Raw genomic sequence first — 21,024 nt, 5'->3', positions numbered from 1 at the left:
CTTATATAGAGATGTGGAGGAGATGACATATGAGCAATTCAACCATGGAACGTCTGAATGCATTGCTGCCGGAGTGGCTGGAGACCAGTCGTTTGCACACCGGGCAGGGTAAGGTGGCTTCTTATATTCCAGAGCTTGTCAAAGCCTCTCAGGATGAGCTTGGTATACATATCATGGACGCCGAAGGGAACTATGTATCGGCAGGGGATTGCGGTGTCCCATTTACGATGCAAAGTATCTCCAAAGTATTTACCCTTATTCTGGCTTTAATGGATCATGGAGAAGAAGCTGTCTTCTTTAATGTAGGAAAAGAACCCACAGGCGACGATTACGATTCGATGGTTAAGCTTGAACTAGTCGAACCCGGTATTCCGTTTAATCCCTTGATTAATGCGGGTGCAATTACGGTGTCCTCGCTTGTTGGAGGAGACTGTAAGGAAGAGAAATCACGCCGCATTCTGGAGTTTTTCCGCAAACTGGCACACAATGATCGCCTGGGCTATAACGAAGAGGTGTTTCAGTCCGAATCGGAGAGTGGTCATATGAATCGTTCACTTGGCTACTTTTTGAAGCACAACGGAGTCATTAAGGATGACGTTGAAGACGTGCTTGCCGTGTATTTCCGTCATTGCTCCATTGAAGTGACGTGTGCAGATCTGTCTCGAATGTCACTCGTTCTGGCCTATAATGGAACAGATCCAATTACGGGAGAAGAACTCATCCCTCGTCGCTATGTTCAGATTGCCAAAACCTTCATGACCACCTGTGGTATGTATAATGCATCAGGCGAATTTGCCATCGAGGTTGGATTGCCCGCCAAAAGTGGAGTATCCGGAGGGATATTGACCCTTGTGCCGGGACAATTCGGCATAGGTCTTGTTGGCCCGGCTCTGAATCGCAAAGGCAACAGTATTGCCGGCGTGCATCTGCTCGAGCGTCTGTCGAAGGAATTTGACTGGAGCTTTTTCTAAAAAGTTTTCTGAAAAGAGTCATACCCTCATATGTAGCCGATGAATCACATATCCGATATTTTGCTTCTTTTGAACGAAGTGAATGGTCTGGATATGTTTCGTCGGCTGTTTTTGCCATTCATCAGGATGTGTAGGAAGACAGTCCTGCATGGTAACGACCATGCTGCATCTATCATGGAACATCCACAACATCGAGGTTGGGTATATACGCCCTCAGTTATTAATTCATTCATCGGCTAGGGCCACATCTGTAATGAGGTTCATCTGAATATCCCGGGACCCATCTTCCATCAGTAGTCTGAGGGTACGGGCAGGACGGTCCAGCCGAAGCACCTGCCCCGTGTAACGGATATCGTCATGTTCGTGAAACAACGTAATAGTGACCTTATCTCCAAGCATCATCGAGTTGCTGAGTAACCGGGACATTTCTTCCGCGGCTTGGGCATCCAGGGATGGGCGGGTACGGGGAGCAAGTTGTTCCTGATGAAGAATATAGGCTTCCCGGTGTTCGGGGAGCATCATGCGTGAGGACTCGAAGATACCGTTTTGCTGCAATTTTTTACTCATTTATAATGACCTCCAATTTTATGAGAACGTTCATGGGCTTGCGCGGACGAGCAGAGGGAGGATGCCCGCATGATGGCGGTTTCTCCGTACCTGCGCTTGATATCATCCGTGGCACGTTCCAGTTCTCTTTTGCGTTCGCGGTCATCAAACCAGGACAGCTGTACTTCGGAATCGGGTACAAGTCCGGTCAGTGACACGCTGATACGACGGATGGGTAATCCGTCCCAATGGCGCAGGAACAGAGCTGCGGCCGCATCATATACTTCATCCGTAATGTTGGTGGGTTCATTCACCTTCATCTGGCGGGAGAAACCGGTTGGCCGATCATAATCCTGTCCGCGACATCCAACCGAGACCACATGGCCCATGAGTGATTTGTCCCGGGAACGTCGACTGACGAGTTCCGCCAGTTCAAGCAGTACCACTTTGATATCTTCCCAGGAGTCATAGTCCCGGGGCAGCGTCATCTGATGTCCGATCCCCTGCTGCTGATGAGCATATGTCCCGGGTTTGACCGGAGAATCGTCGATACCACGGGCAATACGCCACAGTACCTCGCCATTCACCCCCCAACGTTCTCTTAGTCGGGATAGTGGGGTCTGGGCCAGATCACCGATCGTATGGACCCCCATCTTGTAGAGATGCTGCGCCATGCGGGAACCAACCATGAACATGTCTCGCACAGGCTTCTTCCAGATGGTTGAAGGCAGATCTTTGCGAGGCAGCGTGCAGATGCCCCCGGGAACTTTCTTGGCGTACAGGTCACAGGCCATCTTGCTAACGACCTTGGTATCACTGATACCGATTCGAATGTACACACCCGTCTCATCCATCACTCTCGATTGAATGCTGCGGGCAATCGTCTCAGGACTGCCGAACAGATCCAGGCTTCCGGTGACATCGAGAAACTGTTCGTCAATACTATAGGGTTCCACCAGATCGGTGTAAGACTGAAGGATACGCGTAATATGAAGGGACACCCGAATGTACTCGGCCATCCGGGGGCGAACAACAACAACATCCGGACATTTGGCGAGCGCTTCGCCCAGTCGCTCTGCTGTCGTAATTCCATAGGACTTGGCGAGTGGACAGGCCGCAAGAATAATACCCGAACGGCGCGCCGGATCTCCCGCAACAACGAGGGGGCGGTCCTTGTATTCGGGATGTGCAGACTTCTCCACACTGGCATAGAATGACTGGCAGTCTGCCAGCATGATGACACGTCTGTCTTGGCGGGGCATAAGACTTCTCTCCTTATCCGTGATGCTAAGCTCTTCTGTTAAGCATCCATTATCTTCATTTGAACATCGATATTTAACAGTTTATTTACAGTATGGAACAAGTGTTCTTGTTTTATAAGCATATCCGACAATTCGAAATGCGGCAACCGGAATTATTTTGCAAATTGGACACAATTGCTCTAAGGCTATATAAGAGTCAAAAATTAGGAAATAAGATGTGCTTTTTTACATTTAATGTGAGAGATCTGTGACCTCTGGGTGATGACCGGGCGTTCATTCAGTTTTTTGTAAAAGGGTTATAAATGGGCACAGTCCTATAGAGGGGGACTGACGTCCTTTTTTGATTTTCTGCATTTTTCAGAAAACCTTGATGTGACGCGGAATATCGCTGATGCGTTATCGGACTATAGTATCAATTTTGTAATCTTTATGGTTAATACTGTAAAAAGGTCCGCAACTTTAACATATGACTCGCGTTTAATGGGGTATGTGTTCAAACGGAAAACGATGCCTGTACCCGCGTTGCACATAACAATAAAGGTTCCAGAAGTGCAAGATCAGCAGGCATCTGATCCATGCAATTCGAGCAAATATTAGTGATTGGGAATCAGAGGTATCCCAGAGGCTTCCGAGTGGTAGTTGATGGACTTTTTTACGAATCATGGGCAGAATGTTCCATTTCATGTTTGCTTCCATCAGCCTAGTTACAAATGCAGAGTCTTAGCGCTATAGTGAGAACTACACCGCTGACATCTCTACCAAGCGGACATCCGAAGCGGAATGATTCGTAAACTTCATGTTGGACCATTCGATGTTGAAGCAGGATGCATATTAGAGAGGTGAGCAATCTAAAGACATGAGCAGACAAAGACGAAGACGCTGGTTATTAACGGTATTGACAGGAGCAGTGGTGGTGACCGGTGGGATATTTGCCGGGTGGCACTATATGCAACCCAAGCTCGTTACGTACACAGCGGAGAACGGCACGGAGATGAAATTCAAGACCGATGGAGACCGGTTCATGGAATACGGGCCAGATGGGACGTGGAGGGAGATGTTCGTCAAAGGTGTCAACCTGGGCGCAACTTCACCGGGGTATTACCCGGGAGAATTCCCGCTGACCAAAGAGGATTACTTGCGGTGGTTCCAGCAGATCGAGGATCTGGGAGCCAATGTAATCCGGGTATACACGGTTCACGAACCGATTTTCTACTCCGCATTAGTCGAATATAACCGCGGCCGGGAGCAACCGTTATATTTTATACAGGGCATATGGTCACCTGAAGAAGAGCTGATTGAGAAACAGGATGCCTATGCGACCCATATTGAGCAGACGTTCAAGCAGGAGATTGAAAAGGCCGTATCTGCTGTCTATGGCGATGCGGACATTCCTGCCAAGCAGGGAGAGTCCAGCGGCAAATACAAAACGAATGCAGGAAAATACCTGATGGCCTGGCATGTGGGGACGGAATGGGACCCGGCGATGGTAGACAACACAAACGCAAAACATGCGGACGTGCCGCAGTACAAGGGAGTTCATTTCTCCGCGAGTCCAGAAGCGTCACCGTTCGAGAACTGGCTCGCAGAACTGCTGGATCATACTGCTGTCCTGGAGAAGAAATATGGATGGGAACATCCGATGACCTTCACCAACTGGGTAACCACCGATGTGCTGGATCATCCCGGGGAGCCGTTGTATGAAGAGGATCTCGTCAGTGTGGATGCCCGACATATTCAGCCGGAGGCGTGGCAGGGAGGTTATTTTGCAGCCTACCATGTGTACCCGTATTACCCGGATCTGTTCCATATCGATAAAACACTCCAAACCATCAAGGATGAGAACGGTGAGTACAACACGTATAAAAGTTATCTGCGCAAGCTGAAAGCCGAGTTTTCCGATATGCCTGTAATGATTACAGAGTATGGCGTACCCTCTTCTCTTGGTATTTCCCATCTGGGTATGGGAGGCCGGAATCAGGGTGGACATAACGAAGTAGAGCAGGGAGATATTGACGCGTCACTGACGCAGGATATCTATGATGAAGGATACTCGGGAGCGATTGTGTTCATGTGGCAGGATGAATGGTTCAAAAAAACATGGAACACGATGCCACTGGAAATCCCGGCTGATCGCCGTGCATATTGGCTGAACGTGCTGACAAACGAGAAAATGTTTGGTCTGCTTGCCATGGACCCTGGTAAACAGGAACAGTTGACCATCGATGGATCACTGGATGACTGGAATGATCTGAAGGATGAAGAGGTCACGACCTGGCAGGGCCAAGTGGACGGCATTCAGGAAATGAAGATGACCCATGACGAAGCCTATCTGTATATTGGGCTGACCTTGGATCAACCGTTTGACCCGGCTAAGACAGTGCTACGAATTGGGACCGATACACTTGCTGGAGGCAGTCAGCCTGACAAGTTACTCCCGGGCGGGACGCTCAGTGATGGTCTTGAGACGGTGATTACACTGGGGCAGGATGAAGAATCACAGGTGGAGATTGCCAAGGATTATGACTTTAATCAGCGTTTGTACGGCAAAGAAGGATACGACATGCTGCCAGATCAGCAGTCAGACTCCGCAGATCCGTTCCATCCATGGAATCTGGCAGTCAGCCTGAGAATGACACCGCCAGATACCCGATCTGCTCATCCGTTCATGAATGAAAAGGTCGGAACATTGAAACGGGGAACGACGGCTCCCGGTCAGTCCGATACGGATTCATTAACGGCATGGCAGTATAACGGCAATCAGGTGGAGATGCGAATTCCCTGGATGCTGCTTGGGTTCGGTGATCCGAGTTCGCTGCAAGCGATCGATTATGGATCGCTCAAGAATGGACGTGAGTTCTCCACAGTTGCTGTGGAAGGCATTACTCTCATTCCATGGTTAACGGACCGCGCCACGAAGAAAGTATCTTGGCCTGGGGGTGAACAGACGACCCTGGATCTGAAGACATTGCCGGTATATAGATGGCAGCCTTGGGAACAGGTGCAGTATAGTGAACGGCTGAAGCTAAGCTACGAAAAAATGAAGAAGAGTTATGAAAAAATCCCTAGTTTTCAGATCGAATAAATGAGTATAAAGGAGGACCTTTTCACATGTTTCCAAGTTTGGCTTTGGCCTATCTGTTTTTGTACATCTGTATCGCACTTGTTGTTGTAGGCGTCATCGTATTGTTTGCCATGAAAATGTCCCACAATGGCAAACGACGCAAGACGGCGTTTTATGAATTGAAGCAGCGTGACTACTTCACTTATCTGCAAACAGCCTTGACCGAGAATAGTCCGCTCAAATTGCCACCAGGCAAACTGGCTCCACTGGAACGCAGAGTCATTCAGGACAGACTGATTGAATGGATCGACCAGTTCAAGGGTGAGTATCGCGACAAATTAATTGCACTGTGCCGTGAAGCAGGATTCGTAGAGCATGATCTGAAGGAACTGGGCCGTCTGCGTTATGGTCGCCAGATTGATGCAGCTTATCGCTTGGGTGGCATGCGTTGTCCCGAAGCTGTTCCGGGTTTGATGGAATTGCTGAAGGATGAGAAACCAGGCCCGATGGCCATTATGATTGGTCGGTCCATCTCGAGATGTACGACTCGGCAAGGTGAACTGAAAGACATGCTCGCATTGCTGTTAACCAAAGGTAAGTCCATTCACCATCTGGCAGCAGATATTCTGCTTGAGACGAGTCTGGATACGAGTAGAATTCTAATCGAATTGCTGGAAGACCGGAATCCTGATTTTGTCAAAGTCGGACTGGTTGCCATGTGGGGACAAGCTGTACCTGAAGTGATGCCTGCACTCGACAGACTGGTAGGCGCAGAACATCAGGATGTACGTGCCGAAGCGGTGAAGCTGTATCTTAGCGCAAGTCCGGCGCTCCGGGATGAGACCATTCTGAAGCTGATCCAGGACCCCGATCCGGAAGTTCGCGCCGAAGTGGTACAAGCGCTCGGTTCGAAGCATGCGTCTGGCAGCATTCCATTGCTGCGCAAAGCACTGCGGGATGAAGACTGGAGAGTTCGATATAACAGTGCGGAGAGTCTGAGCAAGCTCGGTGAACCGGGATTCGAAGCGCTGTGTCAGGCTGCAGTGCAAGGTACAGTTGCTGAGCGCGAGATTGCGATGCAGCAGATTGAGAGCACCATGCAGCACACGAGAACCGATGACAGAGCTGTAGAGCAGATGATTGCTCATAACAAAAAAAGACTGCTGTACGATCGCTATTTTGGCCCTGTCCGAGAGAACAGAACCAGCAAGAAACGCACAGGTGTCGCTACGGTAGGAGGGGATTACACTGCTTAGGGATCTACTATTAATCTACGGCATGGTCGCAATCTACTATGTTGTTTTTGTAAATACGCTCTATTTTTCCATTCTGGCCTTATCATTCCGTAACATCTGGACGATCTTCCGGCGGTCACATTATTCCAAATACAATACATTGTCAGGCTCGGAACTGGTACCTTCCGTTTCTCTGCTGGTACCGGCATACAACGAGGAACTGACGATTATTGAAAATGTGAACTGCTTGATGACGCTGAATTATCCAACGTATGAAGTCATTGTTGTGAATGATGGCTCCAGTGATGCCACGCTAAATATCCTGTTGGAAGAATATCGGCTGAAGCCAGTACCCAATACGAAGATTCGGGGCAAGATCGCCTGTCAGAAAATTCGTGGGATCTATCATAACCCGGAGTTCCCGGATCTGTATGTCATTGACAAGGAAAACGGCGGTAAGGCCGATTCCCTCAATGCGGGGATCAACCTGTCCCATTATCCGTTGATCTCTTCCATCGATGCCGATTCTTTGCTGGAGAAGGATGCCCTGATCCGCATGGCACGCATGTATATGGAGAATCCGGAAGAGACGGTAGCCATCGGTGGAGATGTAAGGATCGCCAATGGCTGCAAAATTGAAAACGGGGCAGTGCAAGATGTATCGCTGCCACGCAAGATCTGGCCCATGTTCCAGTCGATTGAATATCTCAAAGCCTTCCTGGGCGGACGGATTGGGTGGAGTCACATGAACGGTCTGATCATTGTCTCTGGTGCCTTCGGCATGTTCCGCAAAGACGCTGTAATCGCCGTAGGCGGATACCGGGATGGTTATCCTGGGGAAGACATGAACATTATCATCAAGCTTCACCGTTATATGCTGGAAAACAAATTGAAGTATCGCATTGCCTTCTGCCCTGAGGCCGTGTGCTGGACGCAGGCACCGGATTCCTACCGGATATTGTCCAGTCAGCGCAAGCGCTGGGGCCGTGGGAACTTGAAGAACATGCTGGAGAATCGGGGGATGCTGTTCAATCCGAAATATAAGGTTATGGGTATGGTGACCATGCCATATAACGTCCTTTTTGAAGCGCTCAACCCATATTTCCGGATTACCGGACTTCTGGCTCTTGCCGGATATGTGCTTTTGGATATGACGCAATGGCCGATTCTGGTTCTGTTCGGACTGCTGAACTTCGTGAGTGGTTATCTGCTGAGTGTAGGCGCACTTGTCCTGGAGGAGATTGCTTTCAAACGTTACAACAAGCTCTCCGATCTGGTCAAAATGCTGGTCTACTCCGCGCTGAAATTCGTGGGTTACCATCAACTCGGCGTACTGTGGAGATTGCAGGGACATGTGCAGTTCATGCAAAACAACAACTCATGGGGTACCATGACACGCCAAAGTTGGTCCGAGGATGAGAAGAAAACAAGCGAAGCCGCTTAAGTAAAGAGATCATGGCAAAATTGCGACAACAATATAGATAATCGAGGAGAAGGGTGGAAAAGAACATGCCAAATACGGCGACATTGCAGCGTGAGGCTGCCGTTAATGTGTACCGAAGTGTAGAACAGGGATTGAAGGAAACGGGTGCCGAAACATGCGGCTTAATGTTCATCCATTGTGCAGGAAACTCTCAACCTGAGCAGCAGGTCAGGACACATCTGGAGCAGACAAGCGGGACATCCTTCCAGGTGTGGAAGGATGGGGCGACCCAAGCGATTGCCGTCCTGCTGCCAGGGTTGTCACTGGATGAAGTTCATTATGAAGGACTTCGGATCAAGCATGAGTTGCAAGAGACCGTCCCCGGTGCCGATCCACAGATTACACTGGCCAGTTTCCCGGAAGGGGAGCGCCCTTCGAAGGCAACCATTCAGCATATGGCTGAGTCCTCGAAGCTTATAGATTCGTCGGAGATTCATATCTACACGCTGGACAATACGGCGGACGAGCCGGAACGAATTTTGATTGTGGACAACGATCCTACGGTACGCGAATTCCTGCAATTGCGGTTGAAGATGCAGGGATACGAAACCTATGAAGCCGTCGATGGACTGGCTGCACTGGAGTTGATCGAGAAAGTCACACCAGATCTGGTGCTCACCGAACTGAATCTGTATGGCATCGACGGTCTGCCGTTCATCCATCATATCCAGAACTTGGAGATGGAGCACCCACCCAAAATTGTCGTGTTGACTGAGCAACGTGTCGAGCAGACGATCAGTCAATGCTTCCGCAGCGGCGTGGATGATTACATGACCAAACCGTTCTCACCTGTAGAGCTGGATGCCCGAATCAGACGCTGCCTGCATTAGAAGACGGCTTGAATAAGCTGATTGTGTGAAGTGCAAAGTAAGAGCTTTTTTTACACTATGAATCAGATAGATTAGAGAAACATGTAGAGCACAGACACTCATCTATTTATATGGATTTTAAGCACCACCAAATACACTGCCCGGAGGGAATATCATGGAGAATCAACAATTCCACACATTACTGAATGCGATTGAAAATAAAGAAGCTGTACTCGGCGTCGTCGGGCTCGGTTACGTAGGACTTCCACTTGCCGTGGAAATGGTCAATCAAGGTTTCACGGTAATCGGAATTGATCTGGATGCGTCCAAAGTAGAAAGTATCTATCAAGGAGATTCCTATATTCACGATATTTCGTCCGATGAGTTGAAAAAAGTAATGCAAAGCGGTCGTTTCCAGCCAACGACAGATTACAGCATGCTGCGCGTGATCGACGCACTCAGTATCTGCGTACCAACACCGCTTAGTGAGAATCAGGACCCGGATACGTCTTACATCGAGACCGTTGTAGATCAGATCAAACTGCATATGAAACCAGGCATGCTGATTACGCTGGAAAGTACCACTTATCCAGGTACAACCGAAGAACTGATCCAGCAGCAGCTGGACAAGATCGGACAAGAAGCAGGTAAAGACTATTTCCTCTGCTTCTCGCCTGAACGTGTGGACCCGTCCAACGGACGTTTCACAACATTTAATACGCCGAAAGTAATCGGGGGCACAACCGAAGCCTGCCTGAAACTTGGAACAGCGCTATATAGCAAATATGTAGAAACCGTAGTACCGGTATCTTCACCAAAAGTGGCTGAGATGTCCAAACTGTTGGAGAATACATTCCGCAGTGTGAACATTGCCTTTGTGAATGAAATGGCGATGATGTGTGACCGTATGGGCATTGATATCTGGGAAGTTATTGACGCGGCGGCGACGAAACCATTTGGTTTCATGCCATTCTATCCAGGCCCAGGCATCGGTGGACACTGCATCCCGCTTGATCCGATGTACCTGTCATGGAAGGCCAAAGGCTTCCGTTTCTATAGTAAATTCATTGAGCTGGCGCAATCCACCAATGACAACATGCCATATTATGTGTTGAACAAAACGTCAACGATTCTGAACGAATACGCTAAATCCGTACGTAAATCCAATATTTTGCTGCTCGGCATGTCGTACAAACCAAATATTGCCGATCTGCGTGAATCACCAGGACTGGAAGTATATGAACTGTTCAAGGAAAGTGGAGCTAACGTAAGCTACTACGATCCACATGCGGACTCCTTCCAGGACAAGCATGGCGAGACCGTACACAGCGAAGTGTTTAATCTGGAACAGTTCAAGAAGTACGATTGCATCGTGCTGATCACCAACCACAGCGATTTGCCTTACTTTGATATTGCCGAGATGGGTGTACCGATTCTGGATACACGTAATGCGTTCCGTTCGTACACACATCCGCATATCTACAAGATTGGTCACTCGGTACAGCATCCTGTGCTTGAGCCAAGTGAAGCGTTGCTCGTCTGAGGAAATATATGAGGCAACCGGGCAAACTGGTGGGTATGGCGAAATGGGCCATTCTGGCTGTGGTGTTGTGCCTGCTGCTTCTGTCCTGGATGTTCAAATGGTTCTCTACGGAGGAACACAAAGCGACCTGGCTGTGGGACGCGTCCATTATTGCAGAACAGACAACTGAGATTATTGCCTTTTCCAAAGAACAGGGCGTGGATACCATCTTCCTGCAAATCCAGGATGAGTTGCCTGACGCAACATACCGCAAATTCATTGCGGCTGCCCGACAGGCTGAGATTGAAGTGCATGGACTTAACGGTCATGCAGACTGGGCCTATGAGGAGAAGCAGGATGAAGGGCTTGCTTTTATCGAGCGAGTACGAGCATATAATGCAGCTTCCGCCAAGAATGAACGCTTCCAGGGCATTCAACTGGATGTGGAGCCGTATCAGCTGAAGCGCTGGGAGAACGAGGAGAGCAGCGTCATTGCAGAATGGCAGAACAACATGAAGGCTTGGACAAAAGCAGGCGAGGATGCCGGACTGTACATGAGCGCTGCCATTCCGTTCTGGCTTGATGCCCGTCAGTCGGCTGAAGATGATAGTACATTCAGTCGCTGGGTCATTTCCCATTTCGATGCGGTGGCCATTATGGCTTACCGGGATAGTGGACAGCAGATGTATGATCTGTCCAAGGAAGAACTGGACGAAGCGGATGATCTCGACAAGAAAGTTTGGATCGGAGCGGAACTCGCGGATACACACGAGGGGGATCACCTGACCTTTTTCCGTAAACCGGTTAGCAATATGAATGAAGAAATGGCGAAGGTGTTCGATCTGGGCTCCTCTCATTCTTCATTTGCAGGTGTGGCTGTGCATCATTATGAAGCATGGTATGCGAAGGAGAACGGTATTCCACTTGCGCGTAAGAATGAGGAGAAGGAATAGTGTTAGATCAGCGTAAAAAAGTTGCTGGTTTCAGGTACGTGCAGTCAAGACTATAGTATAGAAAGAAGGCAAGTCCCGGGTAGATGGGGCTTGCCTTTTTTGGTGGTGGATTAGTAATGGGTTTTGCAGCACTAGGATGTGCAGGATATGAAGCACAGGAGTCCACATTGCAATTTGGTAGAGGCGACATCTTGCACAACCGTACACAAGGCGTGGTGCAGAGGCATGGATTAGGCTGGGGAGCGAAAGGTCGCTCCCTCACTCTTTCGTGCTCTCCGCTGTGCGATAGCGATTGGGCGGCAAACCGACTTGCTTTTTGAACGCTTTGGAGAAGGAGAACAAGTCCGGGTAACCTACGGAATGAGCCACTTCGGTTAAGCTTAGCGACGTCTGCACGAGCAGACGTTTAGCCTGATTCATTTTCAATTGTTGGATATATTGCACAGGGGACAGACCATAGGCTTTGCGGAACTGTTTGGCAAAATGGGTTCGATCCACACCCGCATGAGCGGATACACCTTCCACGGAGATGCCGCCTGCAAAATGAATGTCCATGTATTCCTTGCCTTTCTGGAGCCAAGGCGTGGCTGAATCCGGTTGCAATCCTTTGGTTGCGGGGGACCGGGCAATTCGGTCGAATAGAGTTAGAAACCGGGTGAGTCGTCCCAGATCACTCGCTCCATCCTGCGGTTTGCGAACATCCTCCATGAACGAGCGCATGGCACTTGCAGTCTCCGGTGTCAGTACACCTGAACGGTGCGGTGAGTCGGGTGTAAGTCCAATTCGAGACAGTAGCTCGGCTGCATGTGCACCGTCAAAGGCAATAAATATTTTCTGCAACGTGTCCTCCGGTTCCGTCCAGTACTCATGGGTAACATGTGGAAACAGACAGAACGCATCCCTGGCACGAAGGGCGTGATGCTGTCCGTTCTGTATGAATGTACCTTCCCCCTCCAGTACAAACAGCAAATAATAATAAGGCGTAGTACGCGGGCCAATATGATAGTTGGTCTTGGCTATATTTCGTCCGATGCGAATCGGCCAGGCGCCACCAGCTTTCTCGAATTCAGATGGCGTGAAGAAAATAAGTTCCAAAAACTCATGGTGGTCCTCCTTCATGCTCTCGGTCATCAGGAACACCTCTTTATTGTATAAGTATCGTAGATACGATCTAAAAGTTTCACTTACAGATGTAGTTCAAAAAGTCCACTTTTGATTACGAATCATGCCTAATGGCATCATCAACATCGAAGCTGAAATTCAGCCGAAATAAGCGGGAGGCTTACGAAGTATGTTTCCTTTGGAAACATTGTGGTTGCTCACGTAGTTTTCCTACGCTCCGCTACTCCATTTCTAACTTCATTCCATCTTCTCGGTACTGAAAACCGGACTTTTTGAACACGTATTTAAACCTATTATACAGGTGGGTTTTATATATATTCAAGATCAGGAAGACCTAAATCTGAGAAAAGACCACAAAATGACAAAATAAAATTGCCGCGAAATGACATTGCTCACAGACAAATCAATTGATATGATGTCCATACCTATTAAACCAAGTTAATTAATCGGTATTCGGAGCTTTCATACGAATAATATGATCAGAAATTAGGCGTACTTTAAAAATAAGTTTCAAGAGATGCCAACGTAGTGGAGGGGACGAAATCGATTCTGAAGAAGCGAAGCGGTCGCCTTTATCCTAGAATTTTTACCTTTAAAAAAGGAGAATCAAAAAATTCAAGGATAACAGTGATCGGAAGAACGATTCGTACCCGGAACGTCAAGGAGGCGTAACAGTAACTTTTTTTAACATGAGACTTTATTTATTCATAGAAGGGATTGACTTTTGTGAGCGAACAGGAAGATATGAAGTTTGGATGGTTTTTGCCTACAGCAGGGGATGGGAAGTATGTAGGGGTTGCCCCGAAGCGGGAACCGAGTCTGGATTATCTGATTGATGTGGCACAGACAGCGGAGAAGGCAGGATTCGAATTTGTACTGATTCCGACAGGGGGAGCCTGTCTGGACGCGTGGGTAGTTGGCTCGGCTGTGATGAGTCACACAAAGACATTGCGTCCCCTTGTCGCCATTCGCCCGGGATTGGTTACACCCGTACTCGCTGCACGAATGGGAGCGGCACTGGATCAGCTCTCTGGTGGTCGCACCATGATCAATGTGGTGACGGGCAGTTCCGTTCGGGATCTGGAGGAACTGGGAGATCCACTCGCACATGCGCATGATGAACGGTATGTTCGCGCGAGTGAGTATATGGAAGTGATGAAGCGTTCGTGGACCCAATCGACGGGCTTGAATCTGACGGAGTTTGCGGGAAGTGGTTCAAAATCTGGTGCAGACGCGCCCAGCGATCCCAATCCTGAATTCAACGGCCAGTATTACAACTTCAAAGGACCGGTAGGTATGCCGGAGACGGTGCAAAATCCGCATCCACCATTCTATCTGGGAGGAAGCTCTCCGATTGCCAAGAAGGTCGCTGTTGAACATGCGGATACGTTCCTCATGTGGGGCGAGCCTCATGACTGGATTCAGGAGCAGATCGAAGAGATTGAGGTCATCCGTCAGCAGGTGAAAGAGGAAACGGGACAAGATCGTCAGCTCGGTTACGGCATGCGTGCTCAGGTACTCATTCGGGATACCGAAGAAGAAGCATGGGCAGCAGCTTGGGAGATTATTAGTAAAGTATCACCAGAAGCGATCGAGAAAGCCAAAGCCGCTTTTGCCGAGACGGATGCAACCAACCAACGCAGACAGAACGAGCTACGGGAACTGTCCGAGAAGCAGCAGTTTGTCGTAGGTCCCAACCTGTGGACAGGCTTGTCCGTTGTGCGTTCCGGCGGTGCGATTCTCATTGTAGGTACAGCCGAACAGGTGGCAGAGCGTTTGATGGAGTATGGAGATCTGGGCGTTACGACTTTCATTCTGTCCGGTTACCCGCATCTGGAAGAGGCAGAAATCTTCGGACGGACCGTGATGCCGATCATTCGCGAGAAATGGAAAATAAGACAGAAGCAGCATCAAGTTACTACTAACTAAGTAAGTTTAACTAATTTTTTTATACGAAAACGTAGAGGACAGAAATAACGTGAAGAAGCGAAGCGTTCGCCTTTATCCCCGGATTTTTCCTTTTATAAAAAGGAATCAAATAAATCTGGGGATAACAGCGATCGGAAGGTTATTCTGTCATCGGAGTGGTCAGTATAAACATTCTTTAGTTAAAATATCAAGCATCCTCAGGAGGTCGTCTTTCATGAAAAAAAATAAAAAATTGATCCTGCCGCTTGTCAGTATGCTGGTGATGTCCATCCTGCTGTCAGCTTGCGGCGGTGGGGATAACGCGTCATCTGGAGAGAACGGCTCCTCGGGTTCAGGTAAAGTTACGATCAGCTTCATGCACTGGCGTGGAGAAGATTCCGAAGCACTCAACAAGACTATTGACGCATTTGAAAAAGAAAACCCGAATTTCAACGTGGAGATGCAGACACTGCCTTCCGATCAATATCAGTCCACCGTACAATCCAAAATCAGCGACGGTTCGGTAGGGGATGTATTTGCATCCTTCCCAGGTGCACAGTTCGAAGCTTTCACCAAAGCTGGCTTGTTCACGGATCTGAGCGGATCATCGTTTTTGTCGGCCTACAATTCGAAGCTGATTGAATCAGGACAGCACGATGGCAAGCAATATGCGATCCCGTATCAACTCGTATATAACGATCCCATCTATAACGTAAAACTGTTTGAACAATACGGCTTGACGCCGCCAACCGATTGGGAAGGTTTCCTGGCACTTTGCCAGAAGCTGAAAGACAACGGCATCATTCCGATTGCCTTTGCCGGAGCGGACATTGGCCCAGGGCAATTCATGAATACGATGGTGATGAACAATGCACCGAGTGACGACATTTTTACCAAAGTAGAAGCTGGAGAAGCCAAACTGACGGATGAGTTTTGGGTGAAAACGTTGACTCAAATCAAGGAACTGAACGATAAAGGTTACTTCCAGCAGGATGCATTGGGTACGAAGGACCCTGCGGCTGGAGCACTGTTTATCCAAGAGAAAGCAGCGATGCTGGCGAGTGGATCATATCAATTGGCTCAGAACAAGCAGCAGAATCCTAATCTGGAGCAAAAACTGCTTGCACCAATTACGGTAAGTGCCGATCAAGCGAAGTATGAAGGAGTGCATACGACGACATTCATGCTCGCTGTGAACAGCAAGTCAAAACATCCGGAAGAAGCGAAGAAGTTCCTCGAATTCCTGAGCAATCCCGATGTAGCAAGTGACTACGCCAACCAGACAGGACAGAATGTAACGGTAAATGATGTGAAGTACGATACGCCTGAGCTTCAGGTAGCCGGAGAATGGGCAAGCAAAAAGACCGTGTTCCAGCCACGGTTCACCATCCTGAACGGAGATAATCAAAAAGCAGTAACCAACTCCATTCAGGCCGTGCTGAGCGGCACTTCTCCAGAAGAAGCAGCACAGCAGGCACAAGCGATCATTGATCAGCATATCGGGAAATAAACGATGAAAAACCGTCTTCAGCTATCCCTGTTTCTGATCCCCGGGTTGCTGCTGTACGTTGGATTGTTCGTATTTCCTACATTGACGGGGCTGTTCTATTCCTTTACGGACTGGGATGGGGTATCCCCGTCGTATGCATTTGTAGGGCTGGATAATTACAAGGACAGTCTCAGCAGCATCGTATTCCGCAAAGCCTTTGGCAACAACGTGGAGTTCATGTTAACGGTTGTTATTGCACAAACCTTTATTTCACTTGTCCTGGCTCTGCTCTTGGTACGTAATACTAAGACACGCATTGTGCTTCGGGCATTGTATTTCCTGCCTGCGATTCTGTCCTCCGTATCGGTTGGACTGATCTGGGCATTCATGTATGATCCATCCATTGGATTGATCAACTATGGACTGAATGAAGCAGGGATGAGCAGCATCGCTCGTAACTGGATTGGTGATCCCAAGATCGCCATCTATTCCATCGCTGCGGTACAGGTATGGGCACATGCTGGGCAGATGATGATTGTATTCATCGCAGGTCTGCAAGGCATCCCGGCAGAACTGTATGAGGCGGCTCGTATGGACGGCGGCAGCAAATGGCAGGTATTCCGTACCGTGACCTGGCCACTGCTGGCACCTTCGGCAACGATTGTTGTGGCCTATACGACCATTCAGTCGTTCAAGGCATTTGACCTCATTTTCACAATGACGGACGGAGGCCCGAACTATGCAACTGAAATTTTGACAACATATATCTATCATACCGCCTTTGGCAGCTATTCATTTGGTCTGGCTTCTGCTGGTTCCATGATCTTCCTGGTGTTGCTGGCGCTCTTGACGCTGTTGCAGTTCAAGGCACTGCGTGCCGACCGGGTAAGCTATTGAGGTTGATGTTGGAGCATTCATCCTGCAATCGAGGCAGAAGGGAGTTCACATGTTTTTAAAATGGTTCAATCGCCTGATCCTATTGGTGTACGCGCTGCTAATCCTGGTGCCGCTGTACTTTGTATTTGTATCCTCGTTCAAAACAAGCAGCAACTTCTTCACCAGTCCATTCAGCTGGCCGGACCCGTTTACGTGGGATAACATCACCGGCATGTTCCGCAATCAGCCGATGTGGCAATATTTCGGCAACAGTATGGTCGTGACGCTTGGTACGGTTGCAATTGAGTTATTGCTGAGTAGCATGATTGCTTACGCCATTGTCCGCTGGGGCGGCAGTGTAGGAAAAATCGTGTTTGCTCTGTTCGTAGCCGGCCTGATCGTTCCTTCCCAGGTGAGTATGCTGCCGATCTATTCCCTCACGCGTACGCTGGGCTGGTCGGACAGTCTCACGGGCCTGATTGTCGTATCCGCGGCTATGCTGATGCCTGTCTCAGTATTTATGCTGACAGGTTTCATGCGCATGCTCAATTCGGAGATTCTGGAAGCGGGCAGTATGGATGGAGCAAGCGAGTGGAGACTCTATACGCGGATTGCACTGCCACTGGCTGCACCTTCGCTGGCGGCAACGGCTACGTTCCTGCTCGTCATGGTATGGAATGATTTGCTTATTCCGATGCTGATGCTCAGCAGTAAGTCCAAGCTCACTTTACCGCTCGCGCTTATGCAGTTCCGCGGGGAATACGTGACGAACTATCCGATGATGCTTACGGGTGTGCTGGTAACGGCCATTCCGATGATTGTATTGTTCCTGCTACTACAGCGTTACTTTGTTGCAGGTCTGACAGCGGGTTCACTCAAGGGGTGAGGTATCGCAGAAATCGGAAGGAAAAGCTTATTTTGCATTGATTTCTGGAGCATTCTGCATAATAATGATTTAGTGTCAGAATGACTACATAGAGATCAAGGGAGCTATAAGTGATGAGCAAACTGGAAGTATTGCGGAATCCCAAGCAGCGCAAGCTGCTGTTCAGTGCCGGCATGAGCTGGCTGTTTGATGCGATGGAAGTGGGTATGATCTCCTTTATCGTGGCTGCACTCGCCAAGGAATGGAGTCTCAGTCCCGGACAAGTCGGCGTGCTTACGAGTATTAACTCCATCGGTATGGCGCTCGGTGCTTTGCTTGCAGGTGCACTTGCGGACCGTTTTGGACGGAAAGCCATTCTGATGTGGACCTTGCTAATCTTTACGATTGCAAGCGGTCTATCTGCATTAGCGACTGGATTCGCCGTATTGTGTGCATTGCGTCTGGTTGCAGGTATTGGACTCGGCGGAGAGTTGCCCGTGGCATCCACACTGGTATCGGAGTCGATGCCTACAGCGGAACGGGGACGTGCCGTTGTATTATTGGAAAGTTTCTGGGCAGGGGGCTGGATTGTATCCGCGCTCATCGCCAACTTTGTCATCCCGGAGTACGGATGGAGAATTGCCTTTGCCATTGGTGCACTTCCGGCGTTCTATGCACTGTATCTGCGTCGTGCCATTCAGGACCCGCCGCGGTACAAGAATCACACCAAACTTCATAAAATCACGTTCCGCGAGAAAGTGGCTACCGTCTGGTCAGCACCACATCGCCGTACAACGTTGATGCTCTGGATTTTGTGGTTTACCGTCATTTTCTCTTATTATGGAATGTTCCTGTGGCTGCCTTCGGTTGTAATGGCAAAAGGATTCACGTTGGTCAAAAGCTTCCAATACGTGCTGATCATGACGATCGCACAGTTGCCAGGTTACTTCACCGCGGCGTACTTCATTGAACGTTACGGTCGCAAGTTCGTACTGGTTGTGTATCTTACCTTGACTGCATTCAGTGCGATTGCGTTTGGACTGGCAACAACGGAAGCGACAATCCTGACCGCGGGGATCTGTCTTTCCTTCTTCAATCTGGGAGCCTGGGGTGGTCTGTACGCCTACAGCCCGGAATTGTATCCGACTTCCGTTCGTTCGACAGGTGTTGGACTTGCCACATCGGTTGGCCGAATCGGTGGGGTACTTGCTCCATTAATGGTCGGTATGCTGGTTCAGCGCGAAGTGGCAATCAGCCTGATTTTCACGATTTTCTTCGTGACAATCCTCATTGGCGCAGCGGCTATACTGTTCTGGGGCCGGGAAACGAAGGGTCAGGAACTGGCCGAGTAATTGTCAATAAATACAACGCAACTTTTGTACGGGTCTGCCTGCCTACGGAAATAACGGGTTGGACAAGCGGGATAAGGTTGATACAAGAAGGGGCATGACCATGGTGTGACCATGGGCTCATGCCTCTTTTTGTTATGTTCAGCGTCGTTTTTTCACTGCGTCATCGGTCCGATAGACTTCATTTTTTCTATATCCTATAATGACACTCGGGATGTCCAACCGTGAGGATTCAGGGGAGAGAAGTGGGATCTGGATTCAGAAAAGTGGAGGTTAATGGAATGATGAAGAATAATATTGGAATGGATCAACCGAATGAAATGAATGAAAAGAATATGATAATTGAATTAGATAGCGTGAGTGAGATGAAAGAGATGAAGGTGACTAGCAATATGAACAGTACAGATGAACTGACTGTAGTCGATAGTACGAATGAGGGGCTGGATCAATTAACGTTTGCTGACAACATGGAACCTATCACTGTCAGTCGGAAAGTCACTCATGGGAAGGGGAACATGGCTGGCAAAAGAGCAGGGCGGGTCAGCATGCTTCTCGGTGCCTGCGCATTGACTCTGGGATTGACCGTGGCAGCTCCTTCTGCGGGAGCACAGAAGTTGGAACAGGGCGTTCGTAGCGAGCATGTGCTGCAATTGCAGGAGCAATTAAGCGGTCTGGGCTACTTCGATGCTGGAATGACTGGATATTACGGTACCATCACCAAAGGTGCTGTCCGCAAGTTTCAGCAGGCGCAGGGACTGAGTGCAGACGGTGTTGCAGGTCCCGCGACGCTCAACAGGCTGAACAAAAAGGCCAAAGCTGAGGGTGAAACGCTACGCCAGTTAGCGAAGCTGATCCATGGTGAAGCGCGCGGAGAATCTTTTGAAGGGCAAGTCGCTGTAGGAGCGGTTGTGTTGAATCGAGTACATTCGAGTGAATTCCCGTCATCTATTTCGAAAGTTATTTTCCAGAAAGGGCAGTTCACGGCTATAGACGATGGCCAGTTTAATACCAAGCCAACCCAGACTTCTTACAGGGCTGCTCGTAAGGCATTGAATGGCGCAGATCCGACGAACGGGGCACTCTATTATTACAATCCGAAGATTGCCACTTCGGTGTGGAGTAAGAGCAGGCCGACGCTGCTTACCATTGGGCAGCATGATTTTACGAGATGAGTTAAGTTGAGATAGGTAGTGTAACATTTGAAATGGTAATGGTGAACCTCGGCTGTACGCTGCTGAATGCAGACGTGTACCGGGGTTTGTTTTATATTGTGGTTGTGCAGGTGAGGAGTGTGGGGATTTCTTCCGTATCTTGATGACTCTCTTTTCAAATGATAGAAGTAGAAGAATAACGGAATAGTGTCTATGTTCCGTTACAACAGACTGAGTATATATGGCAATGTAATTCACATCAATGGGAATAGTCAGCATATTAATTATACTTACAATGCATTAGGGGGGACCCACTACAAGAAGCGGCACGGGATATTGAAACCGAATCGAATTTATAAAGTATATATAAAGAAGGATATAAATTATTAATTATAGATTTGGATGAATGAGAATTAATTTTT

At 48.8% G+C, this 21,024-nt stretch carries 16 protein-coding genes; 13 read left to right on the top strand and 3 right to left on the bottom strand.

The window, feature by feature from the left end:
* Positions 1-29: 29 nt before the first annotated feature.
* Entirely contained in the window at positions 30-971 is a 942-nt protein-coding gene (gene glsA, locus MKY92_RS19960; protein ID WP_221825291.1) for a glutaminase A, read from the top strand.
* A 225-nt stretch (positions 972-1,196) separates the two neighbouring features.
* Here glsA and MKY92_RS19955 read toward each other — a convergent pair whose 3' ends face one another.
* Together MKY92_RS19955 and MKY92_RS19950 are read right to left on the bottom strand one after the other, a co-directional pair.
* Complete coding sequence (locus tag MKY92_RS19955) at positions 1,197-1,538, bottom strand: YolD-like family protein (protein ID WP_310341384.1); 342 nt, start codon at positions 1,536-1,538, stop codon at positions 1,197-1,199.
* Positions 1,535-2,779 carry a DNA polymerase IV gene (locus MKY92_RS19950; RefSeq protein WP_339297395.1) on the bottom strand — a complete coding sequence of 415 codons (1,245 nt, stop codon included), beginning with the start codon at positions 2,777-2,779 and terminating at the stop codon, positions 1,535-1,537. Before MKY92_RS19950 ends, MKY92_RS19955 begins: the two co-directional genes overlap by 4 nt.
* 856 nt (positions 2,780-3,635) lie before the next feature.
* On the opposite strand from MKY92_RS19950, the gene MKY92_RS19945 reads away from it, so the two are divergent.
* From MKY92_RS19945 to MKY92_RS19920, 6 genes are all read left to right on the top strand, one after another.
* A complete protein-coding gene (locus MKY92_RS19945) occupies positions 3,636-5,861 on the top strand; it encodes a hypothetical protein (RefSeq protein WP_339297394.1) in 2,226 nt (741 codons plus the stop codon).
* Positions 5,862-5,887: 26 nt separating this feature from the next.
* On the top strand, positions 5,888-7,096 hold the full coding sequence (locus tag MKY92_RS19940; protein ID WP_091018251.1) for a HEAT repeat domain-containing protein: 1,209 nt from the start codon (positions 5,888-5,890) through the stop codon (positions 7,094-7,096).
* 22 nt (positions 7,097-7,118) lie between these two features.
* A complete protein-coding gene (locus MKY92_RS19935; protein WP_339297393.1) occupies positions 7,119-8,519 on the top strand; it encodes a glycosyltransferase in 1,401 nt (466 codons plus the stop codon).
* Positions 8,520-8,584: 65 nt separating this feature from the next.
* The gene (locus MKY92_RS19930; protein ID WP_339297392.1) at positions 8,585-9,388 is read left to right on the top strand and encodes a response regulator; all 804 of its coding nucleotides are present in this window, start codon (positions 8,585-8,587) and stop codon (positions 9,386-9,388) included.
* A gap of 154 nt (positions 9,389-9,542) precedes the next feature.
* Positions 9,543-10,910, top strand: a complete 1,368-nt coding sequence (locus tag MKY92_RS19925; protein ID WP_091028694.1) for a nucleotide sugar dehydrogenase — start codon at positions 9,543-9,545, stop codon at positions 10,908-10,910.
* Between the two features lie 8 nt (positions 10,911-10,918).
* Positions 10,919-11,842, top strand: a complete 924-nt coding sequence (locus MKY92_RS19920; protein WP_339297391.1) for a hypothetical protein — start codon at positions 10,919-10,921, stop codon at positions 11,840-11,842.
* 258 nt (positions 11,843-12,100) lie between these two features.
* On the opposite strand, the gene MKY92_RS19915 is transcribed toward MKY92_RS19920, so the two are convergent.
* Entirely contained in the window at positions 12,101-12,973 is an 873-nt protein-coding gene (locus MKY92_RS19915) for an AraC family transcriptional regulator (RefSeq protein ID WP_339297390.1), read from the bottom strand.
* Positions 12,974-13,708: 735 nt separating this feature from the next.
* Here MKY92_RS19915 and MKY92_RS19910 point away from each other — a divergent pair.
* From MKY92_RS19910 to MKY92_RS19885, 6 genes are all read left to right on the top strand, one after another.
* The gene (locus MKY92_RS19910) at positions 13,709-14,893 is read left to right on the top strand and encodes an LLM class flavin-dependent oxidoreductase (RefSeq protein WP_339301852.1); all 1,185 of its coding nucleotides are present in this window, start codon (positions 13,709-13,711) and stop codon (positions 14,891-14,893) included.
* Between the two features lie 214 nt (positions 14,894-15,107).
* Positions 15,108-16,382, top strand: coding sequence for an extracellular solute-binding protein (locus MKY92_RS19905; protein WP_339297389.1), 1,275 nt, complete (start codon positions 15,108-15,110; stop codon positions 16,380-16,382).
* A 3-nt stretch (positions 16,383-16,385) separates the two neighbouring features.
* Positions 16,386-17,258, top strand: coding sequence for a sugar ABC transporter permease (locus MKY92_RS19900; protein ID WP_017687487.1), 873 nt, complete (start codon positions 16,386-16,388; stop codon positions 17,256-17,258).
* Between the two features lie 49 nt (positions 17,259-17,307).
* Positions 17,308-18,123 carry a carbohydrate ABC transporter permease gene (locus MKY92_RS19895; protein ID WP_339297388.1) on the top strand — a complete coding sequence of 272 codons (816 nt, stop codon included), beginning with the start codon at positions 17,308-17,310 and terminating at the stop codon, positions 18,121-18,123.
* A 113-nt stretch (positions 18,124-18,236) separates the two neighbouring features.
* A complete protein-coding gene (locus MKY92_RS19890; protein ID WP_339297387.1) occupies positions 18,237-19,454 on the top strand; it encodes an MFS transporter in 1,218 nt (405 codons plus the stop codon).
* 278 nt (positions 19,455-19,732) lie between these two features.
* Complete coding sequence (locus MKY92_RS19885; RefSeq protein WP_339297386.1) at positions 19,733-20,623, top strand: cell wall hydrolase; 891 nt, start codon at positions 19,733-19,735, stop codon at positions 20,621-20,623.
* Positions 20,624-21,024 lie beyond the last annotated feature (401 nt).

Source organism: Paenibacillus sp. FSL R5-0623 (genome assembly GCF_037974265.1).
Lineage (GTDB): Bacteria > Bacillota > Bacilli > Paenibacillales > Paenibacillaceae > Paenibacillus.
This window is presented reverse-complemented; position numbering and strand designations above follow the sequence as displayed.

Bases quoted from the DNA above. Each gene is read 5' to 3' on its own strand.
- glsA (WP_221825291.1), top strand. From the start codon at position 30: ATGAGCAATTCAACCATGGAACGTCTGAATGCATTGCTGCCGGAGTGG.
- MKY92_RS19955 (WP_310341384.1), bottom strand. From the start codon at position 1,538: ATGAGTAAAAAATTGCAGCAAAACGGTATCTTCGAGTCCTCACGCATG.
- MKY92_RS19950 (WP_339297395.1), bottom strand. From the start codon at position 2,779: ATGCCCCGCCAAGACAGACGTGTCATCATGCTGGCAGACTGCCAGTCA.
- MKY92_RS19945 (WP_339297394.1), top strand. From the start codon at position 3,636: ATGAGCAGACAAAGACGAAGACGCTGGTTATTAACGGTATTGACAGGA.
- MKY92_RS19940 (WP_091018251.1), top strand. From the start codon at position 5,888: ATGTTTCCAAGTTTGGCTTTGGCCTATCTGTTTTTGTACATCTGTATC.
- MKY92_RS19935 (WP_339297393.1), top strand. From the start codon at position 7,119: ATGGTCGCAATCTACTATGTTGTTTTTGTAAATACGCTCTATTTTTCC.
- MKY92_RS19930 (WP_339297392.1), top strand. From the start codon at position 8,585: ATGCCAAATACGGCGACATTGCAGCGTGAGGCTGCCGTTAATGTGTAC.
- MKY92_RS19925 (WP_091028694.1), top strand. From the start codon at position 9,543: ATGGAGAATCAACAATTCCACACATTACTGAATGCGATTGAAAATAAA.
- MKY92_RS19920 (WP_339297391.1), top strand. From the start codon at position 10,919: ATGAGGCAACCGGGCAAACTGGTGGGTATGGCGAAATGGGCCATTCTG.
- MKY92_RS19915 (WP_339297390.1), bottom strand. From the start codon at position 12,973: ATGACCGAGAGCATGAAGGAGGACCACCATGAGTTTTTGGAACTTATT.
- MKY92_RS19910 (WP_339301852.1), top strand. From the start codon at position 13,709: ATGAAGTTTGGATGGTTTTTGCCTACAGCAGGGGATGGGAAGTATGTA.
- MKY92_RS19905 (WP_339297389.1), top strand. From the start codon at position 15,108: ATGAAAAAAAATAAAAAATTGATCCTGCCGCTTGTCAGTATGCTGGTG.
- MKY92_RS19900 (WP_017687487.1), top strand. From the start codon at position 16,386: ATGAAAAACCGTCTTCAGCTATCCCTGTTTCTGATCCCCGGGTTGCTG.
- MKY92_RS19895 (WP_339297388.1), top strand. From the start codon at position 17,308: ATGTTTTTAAAATGGTTCAATCGCCTGATCCTATTGGTGTACGCGCTG.
- MKY92_RS19890 (WP_339297387.1), top strand. From the start codon at position 18,237: ATGAGCAAACTGGAAGTATTGCGGAATCCCAAGCAGCGCAAGCTGCTG.
- MKY92_RS19885 (WP_339297386.1), top strand. From the start codon at position 19,733: ATGATGAAGAATAATATTGGAATGGATCAACCGAATGAAATGAATGAA.